This is a genomic window from Pseudomonas sp. H1_G08, assembly GCF_054681355.1.
Window position 1 is genome coordinate 4326735 of record NZ_CP162822.1, and the last position, 14550, is coordinate 4341284.

Annotated in this window: 13 protein-coding genes and 1 riboswitch; of the genes, 9 read left to right on the forward strand and 4 right to left on the reverse strand. The window is 60.8% G+C overall.

Annotation, left to right across the window (positions count from 1 at the left end; translation table 11 throughout):
• The first annotated feature begins 223 nt into the window (after positions 1–223).
• From AB4N85_RS19670 to AB4N85_RS19685, 4 genes are all read left to right on the forward strand, one after another.
• Entirely contained in the window at positions 224–1219 is a 996-nt protein-coding gene (locus AB4N85_RS19670; protein ID WP_041476783.1) for an ArsR/SmtB family transcription factor, read from the forward strand.
• 18 nt (positions 1220–1237) lie between these two features.
• Positions 1238–2428, forward strand: a complete 1191-nt coding sequence (gene metK, locus AB4N85_RS19675; RefSeq protein WP_024014624.1) for a methionine adenosyltransferase — start codon at positions 1238–1240, stop codon at positions 2426–2428.
• 221 nt (positions 2429–2649) lie between these two features.
• A complete protein-coding gene (gene ligB / locus AB4N85_RS19680) occupies positions 2650–4326 on the forward strand; it encodes an NAD-dependent DNA ligase LigB (RefSeq protein ID WP_460065533.1) in 1677 nt (558 codons plus the stop codon).
• Positions 4327–4423: 97 nt separating this feature from the next.
• Positions 4424–4819 (forward strand): DUF1090 domain-containing protein, encoded by a 396-nt coding sequence (locus tag AB4N85_RS19685; protein ID WP_016772779.1) that lies wholly within the window; start codon positions 4424–4426, stop codon positions 4817–4819.
• 165 nt (positions 4820–4984) lie between these two features.
• Here the strand turns inward: AB4N85_RS19685 and AB4N85_RS19690 are convergent, their stop codons facing one another.
• On the reverse strand, positions 4985–5434 hold the full coding sequence (locus AB4N85_RS19690) for a c-type cytochrome (RefSeq protein ID WP_095181353.1): 450 nt from the start codon (positions 5432–5434) through the stop codon (positions 4985–4987).
• Between the two features lie 128 nt (positions 5435–5562).
• Here AB4N85_RS19690 and mltA point away from each other — a divergent pair, with 128 nt between their 5' ends.
• On the forward strand, positions 5563–6735 hold the full coding sequence (mltA, locus tag AB4N85_RS19695; RefSeq protein WP_460065538.1) for a murein transglycosylase A: 1173 nt from the start codon (positions 5563–5565) through the stop codon (positions 6733–6735).
• Between the two features lie 90 nt (positions 6736–6825).
• Here the strand turns inward: mltA and AB4N85_RS19700 are convergent, their stop codons facing one another.
• Positions 6826–7209 (reverse strand): MAPEG family protein, encoded by a 384-nt coding sequence (locus AB4N85_RS19700; RefSeq protein WP_024014628.1) that lies wholly within the window; start codon positions 7207–7209, stop codon positions 6826–6828.
• Positions 7210–7541: 332 nt separating this feature from the next.
• Between AB4N85_RS19700 and AB4N85_RS19705 the strand changes: the two genes are divergently transcribed.
• Both AB4N85_RS19705 and AB4N85_RS19710 read left to right on the forward strand, forming a co-directional pair.
• Complete coding sequence (locus AB4N85_RS19705; RefSeq protein WP_460065541.1) at positions 7542–8711, forward strand: MFS transporter; 1170 nt, start codon at positions 7542–7544, stop codon at positions 8709–8711.
• Positions 8712–9022: 311 nt separating this feature from the next.
• Complete coding sequence (locus AB4N85_RS19710) at positions 9023–10288, forward strand: cation:proton antiporter (RefSeq protein WP_024014630.1); 1266 nt, start codon at positions 9023–9025, stop codon at positions 10286–10288.
• On the opposite strand, the gene AB4N85_RS19715 is transcribed toward AB4N85_RS19710, so the two are convergent.
• Together AB4N85_RS19715 and AB4N85_RS19720 are read right to left on the reverse strand one after the other, a co-directional pair.
• Positions 10289–11176 carry a formate/nitrite transporter family protein gene (locus tag AB4N85_RS19715; RefSeq protein ID WP_041476959.1) on the reverse strand — a complete coding sequence of 296 codons (888 nt, stop codon included), beginning with the start codon at positions 11174–11176 and terminating at the stop codon, positions 10289–10291.
• Positions 11177–11350: 174 nt separating this feature from the next.
• Positions 11351–11755 carry an acyl-CoA thioesterase gene (locus tag AB4N85_RS19720; RefSeq protein WP_016772772.1) on the reverse strand — a complete coding sequence of 135 codons (405 nt, stop codon included), beginning with the start codon at positions 11753–11755 and terminating at the stop codon, positions 11351–11353.
• Between the two features lie 198 nt (positions 11756–11953).
• Positions 11954–12052: riboswitch (S-adenosyl-L-homocysteine riboswitch) on the forward strand.
• 23 nt (positions 12053–12075) lie between these two features.
• Between AB4N85_RS19720 and ahcY the strand changes: the two genes are divergently transcribed.
• On the forward strand, positions 12076–13485 hold the full coding sequence (gene ahcY / locus AB4N85_RS19725) for an adenosylhomocysteinase (RefSeq protein ID WP_041476788.1): 1410 nt from the start codon (positions 12076–12078) through the stop codon (positions 13483–13485).
• A gap of 159 nt (positions 13486–13644) precedes the next feature.
• Complete coding sequence (gene metF, locus AB4N85_RS19730; RefSeq protein WP_056786871.1) at positions 13645–14490, forward strand: methylenetetrahydrofolate reductase [NAD(P)H]; 846 nt, start codon at positions 13645–13647, stop codon at positions 14488–14490.
• Positions 14491–14550: the final 60 nt, after the last annotated feature.

Consider the following 14550-nt stretch of genomic DNA (forward strand, 5'->3'; position numbering starts at 1 on the left):
AAAAGGAGGGCATTTTCCCTCACCCATGCGCCTCGGGGCAATGACAGATAGTCATCGGCAGGCGTTTTTCCAATCGATAGCACAGGTTTCGCTTGGTGAAACCTTTCCGCTATTCGTTTGTAGAGACTGCCGTCCGCCGAGAAGTGCCATTTATCGAGCAATATCAAAACTTTTTGATATTGACCTTGCGGTGCCTTGTCCCCGTCTCTAGACTGCCAGCCCTATGAACTTACGCGTGCCTTCCATTCGCCATGACGATTGCGACGAGCTGGCGGCCCTGTGCAAGGCCGGCGGCGATCCGCTGCGGCTGAATGTATTGCGCGCGCTGGCCAACGATTCGTTTGGCGTGCTGGAGCTGGCGCAGATTTTCGGCATCGGCCAGTCGGGCATGAGCCACCACCTCAAGGTGCTGGCGCAAGCCGATCTGGTGGCGACACGCCGTGAGGGCAACGCGATTTTCTATCGTCGCGCCCTGCCCCACAGCGGATTGCTCGGCGGCAAGCTGCACGCGGCATTGCTGGAAGAAGTCGACGATCTGGATCTGCCTGATGAAGTGCAAGCACGCATCGAGCAGGTTCACGGCCAGCGTGCCGCCGCCAGCCGGGACTTTTTCGCCCGGGTCGCGGAGAAATTCCGTGCCCAGCAAGATTTGATCGCAGGCCTGCCGCAGTACCGTGACAGCGTGCTGGCCCTGCTCGACAAACTGAACTTCGATGGTGCAGCCACGGCCATTGAAGTCGGCCCCGGCGATGGTGCTTTTCTGCCGGAACTGGCCCGTCGCTTCGGCACCGTAACCGCGCTGGACAACAGCCCGGCGATGCTCGAACTGGCGCGTCAGGTGTGTGAACGTGAACAGCTGGCTAACGTCAGCCTGCAATTGGCCGATGCATTGAACGGCACAAGCCTCAAGGCCCATTGCGTAGTGTTGAACATGGTCCTGCACCATTTCGCCGCTCCGGCCGATGCGCTCAGGCACATGGCCGATCTGCTGCAACCGGGCGGTAGCCTGCTCGTGACAGAGTTATGTAGCCACAACCAGAGTTGGGCCAGGGAGGCCTGCGGTGATCTCTGGTTGGGGTTTGAACAGGACGATCTGGCCCGTTGGGCCACCGCTGCGGGACTCGTTCCCGGGGAAAGCCTCTATGTAGGCTTACGTAATGGTTTCCAGATCCAGGTTCGCCACTTTCAGCGACCGGCTGGCGACACTCACCATCGGTAAATTCAGGAAAACATCGAGATGAGCGAATACTCCCTCTTCACCTCCGAGTCCGTGTCTGAAGGACATCCGGACAAAATCGCCGACCAGATTTCCGATGCGGTGCTGGACGCCATTATTGCCCAGGACAAACACGCTCGCGTGGCTGTGGAAACCCTGGTCAAGACCGGCGTAGCCATCGTTGCCGGTGAAGTGACCACCAGCGCCTGGGTCGACCTGGAGCAGATCGTTCGTGACGTGATTTGCGACATCGGCTACACCAGCTCCGAAGTCGGCTTCGACGGCGCGACCTGCGGCGTGATGAACATCATCGGCAAGCAGTCCCCTGACATCAACCAGGGTGTTGACCGCGCCAAGCCTGAAGATCAGGGCGCCGGCGACCAGGGCCTGATGTTCGGCTACGCCAGCAACGAAACCGACGTTTTGATGCCAGCGCCGATCACCTTCTCGCACCAGCTGGTGCAGCGTCAGGCTGAAGCACGCAAGTCGGGCCTGCTGCCTTGGCTGCGTCCGGATGCCAAGTCGCAAGTGACCTGCCGTTACGAAGGCGGCAAGGTTGTCGGCATCGACGCTGTGGTTCTGTCGACCCAGCACAACCCGGAAGTGTCGTACAAAGACCTGCGCGAAGGCGTAATGGAGCTGATCGTCAAGCACGTACTGCCTGCCGAACTGCTGAGCAAGGACACCCAGTTCCACATCAACCCGACCGGCCAGTTCATCATTGGCGGCCCGGTAGGTGACTGCGGTCTGACCGGCCGCAAGATCATCGTCGACAGCTACGGCGGCATGGCCCGTCACGGCGGCGGCGCGTTCTCCGGCAAGGACCCTTCGAAGGTTGACCGTTCGGCTGCCTACGCTGGCCGTTACGTAGCCAAGAACATCGTTGCGGCCGGCCTGGCCGAGCGTTGCGAGATTCAGGTTTCCTACGCGATCGGTGTGGCCCAGCCTACCTCGATCTCGCTGAACACCTTCGGCACCGGCAAGATCAGCGATGACAAGATCATCAAACTGGTGCGTGAAGTGTTCGACCTGCGTCCATACGCGATCACCACCATGCTCGACCTGCTGCACCCGATGTACCAGGAAACCGCAGCCTACGGCCACTTCGGTCGTGCGCCGCAGACCAAGACCGTTGGCGAAGACAGCTTCACCACGTTCACCTGGGAAAAAACCGACCGCGCCGACGCCCTGCGTTCCGCCGCTGGCCTGTAATTCCCTGGCTGCTAGAAAGCCCCGCACGGTTCGCGCCGTGTGGGGCTTTTTCATGCCTGACAGATTTTTGAGATCCCTGTGGGAGCGAGCCTGCTCGCGAAGGCGCCCGCCCATGCAACGTCAATTCAGAATCCGGAAACACCTCGAAAAACACCCCCGGTAACGCATTTCGAATCCTCACCTACCCTTCAAATATTACCCCCGAGCAAGGACGCTCAACGATGCTCTTCACACTGCGCCTGTTGCTGGCTTTCCTGCTGGCACTCATCACCCTTGTCAGCCAAGCCAACTGTCCGAACTGGGATCATTCCCAAGCCCAACGCGAAATCACCAGCCTGCAAAACCGGATCGACCAATGGGACGACGCCTATCACCGCGAAGGCCGTTCATTGATCAGCGACGAGCTCTATGACCAGTCCCGACTGCGGCTGAAAGAATGGCAAGCCTGTTTCAACCAACCCTCATCCCCGCAGCCGTTGCACACCGCGTCCGGCCCGGTCACCCACCCCATCGCCCACACCGGTCTGGACAAGCTGCACAAAGCCGAAGACGTCGCCCACTGGTTGCGTGATCGCCAGAACGTCTGGGTGCAGCCCAAGGTCGACGGCGTGGCTGTCACGCTGATCTACCGCCAGGGGATATTGCAGCAGGCGATCAGTCGCGGTGACGGGGTCAACGGCCAGGACTGGACCGCCTCCGCGCGCAGGATTGCAGCCATTCCGCAACGGTTGAGGCAGCCACGGGATCTGCTGGTACAGGGCGAACTCTATTGGCGTCTGAATGCACATGTTCAATCACAGTCCGGCAGCGTCAATGCCCGCGCCACCGTCGCCGGGCTGATGGGGCGCAAATCCCTCGATGCCGAACAGGCCGCCGGGATCGGCCTGTTTGTCTGGGACTGGCCGCAAGGTCCTGTGCGGCTGCCGGAAAGATTGTCCGAACTTCAGACATTGGGGTTCGCTGCAACCGAGCCCTTTACACAGCCCATCAGCCGATTCGACGACGCGCAAAAATGGCGCGAGCACTGGTATCACTCGCCCCTGCCCTTTGCCAGCGACGGCGTGGTGCTGCGTCAGAGCCAACGGCCACCCGCCGAACGCTGGCAGGCTCGCGCGCCGTATTGGGCGATCGCCTGGAAATACCCTTTCGCCCAGGCATTGGCCGAAGTGCGCAAGGTCAATTTCAAGATCGGCCGCACCGGGCGGATCACGCCGGTGCTGGAACTGCTGCCGGTCAGACTCGATGACCGCGAAATCAAACGGGTCAGCGTCAGCTCACTCAAGCGCTGGCAAACCCTCGACATCCGTCCCGGCGATCAGGTGGCAATCAGTCTGGCCGGGCTGACCATTCCGCGCCTCGACAGTGTCGTGCTGCGCACCAGCGAACGGGCGGACATCAACATCCCCGATGCTGGCGACTACCACGCCCTGAGCTGCTGGCAACCGACGCCGGGGTGTGAAAGCCAGTTTCTCGCGCGTCTGACCTGGCTCAGTGGCAAGCAGGGCCTGGCCATGCAGCATGTCGGTCGCGGCACCTGGGAGAAACTTTTGGAAACAGGCCGTCTGAAACACCTGCTGGATTGGCTGACCCTCGATGCGTCAGAGCTTGCTAACATTGCCGGCCTCGGCGAGCGCAGCAGCGCACGGCTGATCGACAGTTTTCAGGGCGCGCGGCAACAGCCGTTCGCTCGATGGTTGAAAGCGCTGGGCATGCCGCCGACCGGACAGGCACAACTGGACGATTCGTGGCAGGCCCTGGCACAACGCGACACTGAACAATGGCAGGCAGAAGCCGGTATCGGCCCGGGACGCGCGGCGCAACTGAGCGCATTCTTTCGTGACCCGCAGGTACTGGCTTTGAGTGACACCCTGAAAGCCGCCGGAATCGACGGCTTCTGAACCTGCAATCCCCGCCCGGCGGGAACCCAACGGCCGGCCAGACGCTCCAACAGCGCAGTGCCCTCCAACCCCGATTGCCTTTGCACATGGAGCTTTTATGAAATTTCTCGCACCGCTCGCCCTGCTTACTCTTTGCGGCGTCATGGCCGCCCCGGTCATGGCCGAAGAAGACGGCCCGGGCCTGACCGGTTGCGCTGCCAAGAAGCAGGGCATCATCAATCAGATCGAACAGGCCAAGTCGCGCGGCAACATGGAGCAGCAGGCAGGCCTGGAAACCGCACTGCGTGAAGTGAACGAACATTGCACCGACGCCGGGCTGAAGAAAGAGCGTGAGAACAAGGTGCTTGAGGCCAAGCATGAAGTCAGCCAGCGTCAGGCGGACCTCGACAAGGCCATGAAGAAGGGCGATCCGGAGAAGATCAACAAGCGCAAGGAAAAGCTCGCCGAGTCGCGCAAGGAACTGCAGGAAGCGCTGGACGAGATCGATAAGTAACCCAAGCCCTGTGGTGAGGGGATTTATCCCCGTCCGGCGGCGAAGCTGTCGCAAATTCGACTGGTCGGGTCCGACTGAAAAAACCCGGCTGTATGGTTTTGGGGCTGCTTCGCAGCCCATCGGGGATAAATCCCCTCGCCACAAGGTACTCAGCAGCCTCAGGAATCAATGATCGCGAAACTCTTTATGGCAAGCACTGCAGGCATCCTCGACTTTCTGCACTGCCGGTCCGAGATTGCTGGCCTTGTACGGCTGAACCTGACTGGCGACCACCAGTTCACCGGTAGCCGCTTCGAGGGCGCGGGCCAGTTGCTGAAAACGCGCCTGTTTCTGCCAGACATCGTCCTTGGCGCTGGTGTGATCTTCCTCGCGCACCTGCGGAAAATGCTTCCACGGTTCATGGGCCAACGCATCAAGTCTGACCGCGCCCTCGGCAAATTTCGGTCCGTCGAAGGCAATGCGCCCGCGCAACATGCCGCCGAGGTCTTCGCTGGTCTTGAGCATCTGCTTGAAGATGGCCTTGCGCTGGCCCAGCGGCGAATTCGGGTCGACGCCGCCACAGGCGGACAAGGTCAGACAGGCCAGCAATACAACAGCAATTGGTTTCAGAGTCATGATGGCTTCAGGTCGCGGAAATCGGCGGCCAGTATCCTCGGCTCACCGCCAAACACCAATAGCCCTATTAAAAATACGGGTTGGTCGAGCGCATGGAGCTCTCGGCCAATCGGCACAGGAATCACTCCATGAACAGCCGCTTCACGGCCTGGCGTCACCCGCTTATCGTCACCCTTCCACTGCTCGCCATCCTCGCCGGTTGCACAGGCGGCGACAGCGCCAAACCAAAAACCCATGCGCTGGCCACCTATTCCAGCGCGACCTGGGAAGCCTTGCCCGCTGTCTCCGACAGCGATCTGGTCGCCGGTTTCGGTTCCTGGCGCAGCGCGTGCACCCGACTCAAAGCCGACGCAGCCTGGGGGCCGACCTGCGCTGCGGCGGCGAATGTGCCGCAAAGTGCCGCCGAGATTCGTGCATTCCTCAAGCAGAATCTCGATGTCTACGGCCTGCGCGCCGAGAACGACAACCCCAACGGCCTGATCACTGGCTACTACGAACCGGTGTACCCCGGCAGCCTGACGCCAACCGCAACGGCGAACGTGCCGGTGTATGGCGTGCCGGAAGACATGATCATCGTCTCGCTCGACAGCATCTACCCGGAATTGAAAGGCAAGCGCCTGCGCGGCCGCCTCGAAGGACGCGTGCTCAAGCCTTACGACGACGCGGCGACCATTGAATCCAATGGCGTGAAAGCGCCAGTGGTCGCCTATCTGACTGATCCGATGAACCTGCAATTTCTGCAGATCCAGGGCTCGGGCCGGATTCAGACCGAGGACGGCAAACAGCTGCGCATTGCCTACGCCGATCAGAACGGCCACCCGTACCGACCGATCGGTCGCTGGCTGGTCGAGCAAGGCGAGCTGAAGAAAGAAGACGTGACCATGACCGCGATCAGCAACTGGGCCAAGGCCAACCCCACGCGCATTCCGCAACTGCTGGCCAGCAACCCAAGCTACGTGTTCTTCACCCGCAACCCGGACAGCAACGAAGGCCCGCGCGGCTCGCTGAACGTGCCGTTGACCGCCGGCTACAGCGCGGCAGTGGATCGCAAGGTGATTCCGTTGGGCAGTCTGTTATGGCTGTCGACCACCAAACCGGATGGCACCCCACTGGTGCGCCCGGTCGCGGCGCAGGACACCGGCGGCGCGATTGCCGGCGAGGTGCGCGCGGATCTGTTCTGGGGCACCGGCGATGCGGCCGGGCAACTGGCCGGGGACATGAAACAGCAGGGGCAGATCTGGATGCTCTGGCCTAAAGGAAAAGAGTTGCCGCAAGTGCCGCAGGTGGCTGACAAACCCTAAAGGCAAAAGATCGCAGCCTTCGGCAGCTCCTACAGGAGTATGCATTCCTCTGTAGGAGCTGCCGCAGGCTGCGATCTTTTGAGCCTGCTTTCAGATGGACACAAAGAAAAACGAAGCAATCAGCCCCATCCCGATAAACCACACCACCGAACGCAGTGCAGCCCAGTCAGCCAGGTAGCAAATGATGTACAGCAGGCGGCTGGTGATAAACAGCACGGCCAGCACATTGACCGTCACCAGCTCCGCAGTGCCGACCAGATGCGCAACGATCACCGCAGCGGCAAACGCGGGCGTTACTTCAAAGCTGTTCAGTTGCGCGGCGTGGGCGCGACGGGCGACGCCATCGACGCTGTCGAGAAAGTCCCGTGGATCGTAATTGTCCTTGAGGCGGAAACCGCCGGTGGCCTTCGCCACGATCGTGCACACGTACGGCAGGAAAATCGCGATCAACACACACCACAGAGCCACTGTCATAACGTCGTCCTTTTTTCGATTGGAGAAATTGGCGAGCGGTCAGAACTTCATCACTAGCATGCCGATCAATACCAGCCCACAGGCTAAGAGCCACACCCGGCCGAAAGGTTCTTTCAGCTGGATATAACACCGCAGTTCCAGTGAGCCGTCGATTAGTCAGATTATTGATTCGCCATGTGTCAGCAGCTGTTTATACTGCAACCCACCACGCCGTACTCAGCTGCACACCAAAAAATTCCAATAAAAGCTGCCTGCTCCGCTTTCTTCGAAAACGGTCGCTGGCACGCGTATGCCTGATCAAAGCGTCAAGACTACCGACAGAGACCTTGCGCATGCCCCTCGCTTTACTTGCACTCGCCGTTGCCGCATTCGGCATCGGCACCACCGAATTCGTCATCATGGGCCTGCTGCCCGACGTTGCCCGCGATCTGGCGGTGAGCATTCCTCATGCCGGGCTGCTGATCACCGGTTACGCCCTGGGCGTGGTGTTCGGCGCACCGATCCTGGCGATCGGCACCGCCAATATGCCGCGCAAAGCGACACTGCTGGGCATGACGCTGATGTTCATCCTCGGCAACGTGCTCTGCGCGCTCGCGCCGAACTACGCGACGCTGATGGCGGCGCGCGTGGTCACGGCGCTGTGTCATGGCGCGTTTTTCGGCATTGGCTCGGTGGTTGCCGCTGGCCTGGTTGCGCCGAACAAACGCGCGCAAGCCATTGCCATGATGTTCACCGGCCTGACCCTGGCCAACGTGCTCGGCGTGCCACTCGGCACAGCGCTGGGCCAATACGCTGGCTGGCGCTCGACCTTCTGGGCGGTGTCGGTGATCGGCATTATTGCGGCGCTGGCGCAGTGGTTGTGGCTGCCAAAACACATCGCAATGGACAAAGCCAACCTCGCCAGCGAATTCAAAGTGCTGGGCAAGGCCAACGTGCTGCTGGCGCTGGGCATGAGCGTGCTGGCCTCGACCAGCCTGTTCAGCGTGTTCACGTATATCGCACCGATCCTGCAAGACATCACTGGCGTCAGCCCCCACGGCGTGACGGTGATGCTGCTGTTGTTCGGCGTCGGCCTGACAGCGGGCAGCATGCTCGGCGGGCGTCTGGCCGATAGCCGCTTGCTGCCGTCACTGGTCGGCGTGGCACTGGCAGTAGTGGTGATTCTGGCGGCGTTCAGCCAGACCAGCCGCTCGGTGATTCCGGCGGCGGTCACCCTGGTGCTATGGGGGATTTTCGCCTTTGCGCTGTGCCCGATTCTGCAGCTGCTGATCATCGATCAGGCGCATGAAGCGCCGAATCTGGGTTCGACGCTGAACCAGAGCGCGTTCAACCTTGGCAATGCCGCAGGCGCCTGGATCGGTGGACTGGTGGTTGCCAGCGGCGCGGATCTGGCGGATCTGCCGTGGACCGGGGCGCTGGTTGGCGTGCTGACGGTGCTGACGGCGCTGTTGTTCATTTACCTGCAACGTCGGCAGGCGAGTGCGGTCAATGTGACTGGCTGATCGTGGTGTGTCAGATAGAGCCCTACCCTAGCCCTCTCCCGAAGGGAGAGGGGACTGATCGGGGGATGCTCGATACCCACGCCGACTTGAACGTGCATTGCTGAATCCATAATCGACCCGATCGTCCAGGTCGATGCACCTCGCCAGACACCTCGGTCAGCTCCCTCTCTCTCGGGAGAGGGCTGGGGTGAGGGGGTTGTTGTTGAGCATGACGCGCCATTCGAATGTGCCCTCAGCCAACCCCGCCCCATCAAACCCCTGCGTCCAACCTCCGGTCGCGCTCCATTCACCCCTCATCCAAAGGACCCCGGATGCTTGAACTTGTCGCCGCTTTCATCTGCCTCACCACCCTCCTGACCTTCGTCAATTTCCGCTTTATCGGCCTGCCGCCGACCATCGGCGTGATGGTTACCGCCCTGCTGTTCTCATTGCTCCTGCAAGGCCTCAGCGTCCTCGGCTTTCCCGGCCTCGAAGATCGCGTGCAGCAACTGATCGGACAGATCGATTTCGGCGATCTGCTGATGAACTGGATGCTCTCGTTCCTGCTGTTCGCCGGCGCCCTGCACGTCAACCTCAATGATTTGCGTAGCTACCGCTGGCCGATCGGCCTGCTGGCGACCTTCGGCGTGTTGATCGCCACCGTGGTGATCGGCAGCCTGGCCTTCTACATTTTTGCCCTGTTCGGCTGGCACGTGAGTTTCCTCTACTGCCTGTTGTTCGGCGCGCTGATCTCACCGACCGACCCGATTGCGGTACTCGGCGTGTTGCGTACCGCCAACGCTTCGAAGCCACTGAAAACCACCATCGTCGGCGAATCACTGTTCAACGACGGCACGGCGGTGGTGGTCTTCACCGTGCTGCTGGGCATCGCGCAACTGGGCGAAACCCCGACCGTCAGCGCCACGGCCATGCTCTTCGTCCATGAGGCGATCGGTGGTGTGTTGTTCGGCGGACTGATCGGTTATCTGGTCTATCGGATGATCAAAAGCGTCGAGCAGCATCAGATCACCGTGATGCTGACCCTGGCCCTGGTGATCGGTGGCTCGGCGATGTCCACCGAGTTGCACGTCTCGGCGCCGATTGCGATGGTGGTGGCCGGTCTGATCATCGGCAACCTCGGGCGCAATCTGGCGATGAACGACATGACCCGCCGTTATCTGGACGGCTTCTGGGAATTGCTCGATGACATGCTCAACGCGCTGCTGTTTGCGCTGATCGGCATGGAGTTGTTGCTGCTGCCGTTCAACTGGCTGCACATGGCCGCCGCAGGTCTGCTGGCGGTGGCGATTCTGTTGTCGCGCCTGCTTACCGTGGCGCCGGCGATCCTGCTGCTGCGGCGCTGGCGCTCAGTGCCGGCCGGCACCATCCGCATCCTCACTTGGGGCGGTTTGCGCGGCGGTGTTTCGGTGGCACTGGCGCTGGCGCTGCCGCTGGGCCCGGAGCGCGATCTGCTGCTGAGCATCACCTACATCGTCGTGCTGTCGTCGATCCTGCTGCAGGGCCTGACCATCGGCAAACTGGTCAAGCACGCGACGCGCAACGAGCCCGCGAGCGTGGCTGAGCCAGCCCACCACTGATCATTTCTTGATCGACTGCGGATCGGGCTTAACAGCCTGATCCGCAGATTCCTTCGGCGCACCGCTTTCGCTGCGAATCTGCGCATGGCTGATCAGCGCGAAGATAAAGCTGCCGCCGATGATATTTCCTGCCAGCGTCGGCCCGGCGAACACCGCCCAGAAATCACTCCACGGCAACTCGCCGGCAAACACCAGATAGGACACTTCCGCCGATCCGACGACGATATGGGTGAAGTCGCCCAGCGCCATGAAGTAGGTGATGAGGATGATGATCCACATCTTCGCGCTCTCCATGGAGGGGATCATCCAGACCATGGTGGCGATCATCCAGCCGGAGACGATGCCCTTGGCGAACATCTGACTGGCGCTGTGTTCCATGACCTTGCGGCCGATCTCGAGGAAGGCGACGTCGGTCTTGCTGTCGAAAATCGGCAGTTCCAGCATCACGTAGGCGACCAGAATCGTCCCGCAGAGGTTGCCGACCAGTACCACCGTCCACAGACGGATCAGTCGCAGAAAATTCTTCAGCGTCGGCTTGGTCATCACCGGCAGCACGGCGGTCAAGGTGTTCTCGGTGAACAGCTGCTGGCGGGCAAGGATCACCGCGAGGAAACCGGCGCAGTAGCCGAAACTGGCGATCACCTTGAATTCGTCGCCGTCGGGCAGGCGCGAATTGAGCAGGCCCATGCCCATCAGGGACAGGCCCATGGTCAATCCTGCCGCCAGCGCAGACCACCACAGCGCGGCAATGCTGCGCTCCAGTTCCTGGTCGCCCTGGGTGCGGATGATTTCATGCAGAACGGCCGCGCGCGGCGGCTGGCTCTTCTCGACTTCGTGCTGCTCCTTGGCCGAGAGGTCGGGGGTCTTTTCGCTGGTGGGGGTGGTCATGGCGTGGCAACCGGTGGGGGGGGATGTAGCTACGACCGTTGCGCTTCATGGCTGTTCAGTGGCCAGGCGAATCTCCGCTGAATTGGCAACCGCTTTCGCGAGCAGGCTCGCTCCCACAAGGATCACGCTGTACCTGTGGGAGCGAGCCTGCTCGCGAAGAATGCGCCGCCGATCTTATTGAACGGCCTCGTCATCCTTGAACTGGTCTTTCACATATTTGATCTCGGTCCGCCCGTGCGGCGCCGGCAGGCCGTCTTCGCCGAGATTGACGAACACCATTTTCTCGACGGTGAGGATGCTCTTGCGGGTGATTTTGTTGCGCACTTCGCAGGTCAGGGTGATCGAGGTGCGGCCGAATTCGGTGGCGGTGATGCCCAGTTCGATGATGTCGCCCTGGCGCGAGGCGCTGACGAAGTTGATTTCCGAGATGTACTTGGTCACCACGCGCTGGTTGCCCAGTTGCACGATGGCGTAGATCGCCGCTTCTTCATCGATCCAGCGCAGCAGGCTGCCGCCGAACAGGGTGCCGTTGGGGTTGAGGTCTTCGGGTTTAACCCATTTGCGGGTGTGGAAATTCATGTTCACTCCTGAGCGCTTGCCGAAAGATGCGCCCATCTTGGCAGACTGCTCAGTCAGGCTCCAGGCGGCTGCGACTATGGTCGCCATTGGCGATCTTCATCTGGCCGACAGAAACCCTTTGGAAGATCAGCCCGGGCGGCTATAATCGCCCCCGTTTCAAAAAACGGTAACGTTCATTGGCTACCGTTTTCCCGCCACCTGTCCGAGGGGCGCTGCAGCAGGTTCGACCTGTCAGGCTCGGATGGGGCGTTGACCGGCTCACGCCGGACACTAAACGCACAACGGCGCCCATTCGCATACATTACGAATGGAGGCTCTTCATGAGCGCTGTCAACACGCCTGCCGATTTTACCGATTACAAAGTTGCCGACATGTCCCTGGCTGCCTGGGGCCGTCGCGAAACCATCATCGCCGAATCGGAAATGCCTGCCCTCATGGGTCTGCGCCGCAAATACGCTGCCGAGCAGCCGCTCAAAGGCGCAAAAATCCTCGGCTGCATCCACATGACCATTCAGACCGCCGTGCTGATCGAAACCCTGGTTGCCCTGGGTGCCGAAGTACGCTGGTCGTCCTGCAATATTTTCTCCACTCAGGATCAGGCCGCTGCCGCTATCGCTGCCGCCGGTATCCCGGTGTTCGCCTGGAAAGGCGAGACTGAAGAAGAGTACGAGTGGTGCCTGGAGCAGACCATCCTCAAGGATGGCCAGCCATGGGACGCCAACATGATCCTCGACGACGGCGGCGACCTGACCGAGCTGCTGCACAAGAAATACCCGCAAGTGCTGGATCGCGTTCACGGCGTGACCGAAGAAACCACCACTGGCGTACACCGTCTGCTGGACATGCTGGCCAAGGGCGAGCTGAAGATCCCGGCGATCAACGTCAACGACTCGGTGACCAAGTCCAAGAACGACAACAAGTACGGCTGCCGTCACAGCCTGAACGATGCGATCAAGCGCGGCACCGACCACCTGCTGTCCGGCAAGCAAGCGCTGGTCATCGGTTACGGTGACGTGGGCAAGGGCTCGGCCCAGTCCCTGCGTCAGGAAGGCATGATCGTTAAGGTTTCCGAAGTTGACCCGATCTGCGCCATGCAGGCGTGCATGGACGGTTTTGAACTGGTTTCGCCGTTCATCGACGGTATCAACAACGGCACCGAAGCAAGCATCGACAAAGCGCTGCTGGGCAAGATCGACCTGATCGTGACCACCACCGGTAACGTCAATGTTTGCGACGCGAACATGCTCAAAGCGCTGAAGAAGCGCGCCGTGGTCTGCAACATCGGTCACTTCGACAACGAAATCGACACCGCTTTCATGCGCAAGAACTGGGCATGGGAAGAAGTGAAGCCACAGGTGCACAAGGTTCACCGCACCGGTGCCGGCAGCTTCGATCCACAGAACGACGATTACCTGATCCTGCTGGCCGAAGGCCGTCTGGTGAACCTGGGCAACGCCACCGGTCACCCGAGCCGCATCATGGACGGTTCGTTCGCCAACCAGGTTCTGGCACAGATCTTCCTGTTCGGCCAGAAGTACGCCGACCTGTCGCCAGCGCAGAAAGCCGAGCGGCTGACCGTTGAAGTGCTGCCGAAGAAACTCGACGAAGAAGTGGCCCTGGAAATGGTTCGCGGCTTCGGCGGCGTGGTCACCCAACTGACCAAGCAACAGGCTGACTACATCGGCGTCACCGTCGAAGGCCCGTTCAAGCCGCACGCCTACCGTTACTAACAGGCGCTGAATGCTCGCTCTCCCTGTGGGAGCGAGCTTGCTCGCGAAGGCGGCTTATCATTCAACATCCGTGTTGTCTGACCCAGCTCTTTCGCGAGCAGGCTCGCTCCCACACCGGATTGCAGCGTCTCGAAGGTACTTGTTTCCAAGGGTATGACCATGTCCCAAGACCGTCGCTACAGCTTCGAGTTTTTCCCGACCAAGACCGATGCCGGGCAAGAAAAGCTGCTTGCCACTGCCCGTCAGTTGGCCACCTACAATCCTGATTTCTTTTCCTGCACCTACGGCGCTGGCGGTTCGACCCGTGATCGCACGCTCAACACCGTGTTGCAGCTGGAAAGCGAAGTCAAAGTACCCGCCGCACCGCACCTGTCGTGCGTCGGTGACAGCAAGGACGACCTGCGCGGCCTGCTGAACGAATACAAGGCTGCCGGCATCAAGCGCATCGTTGCCCTGCGTGGCGACCTGCCGTCCGGCATGGGCATGACCAGCGGTGAGCTGCGTCACGCCAATGAACTGGTGGAATTCATTCGTGAAGAAACCGCCGATCATTTCCACATCGAAGTCGCGGCTTACCCGGAGATGCATCCGCAAGCACGCAACTACGAAGACGATCTCGCCAACTTCGTGCGCAAGGCAAAGGCCGGTGCCGACAGCGCGATCACCCAGTACTTCTTCAACGCCGACAGCTACTTCTACTTCGTCGACCGTTTGCAGGCGCTGGGCGTGGATCTGCCGATCGTGCCGGGGATCATGCCGATCACCAACTACAGCAAACTCGCGCGCTTCTCCGATGCCTGCGGTGCGGAAATCCCGCGCTGGATCCGCAAGCAACTGGAAGCCTACGGCGATGACACGCGAAGCATTCAAAGCTTTGGCGAACAAGTCGTCAGCGAAATGTGCGAACGCCTGCTGCAGGGCGGCGCACCGGGGCTGCACTTCTACTCGATGAACCAGGCCGAACCTAGCCTGGCGATCTGGAACAACCTGAAGCTGCCGCGCTGAAGGTTTTCCATGCGATAAAAAAGGCCCTCACCGGGCCTTTTCACTGAAAAGCACAAATGG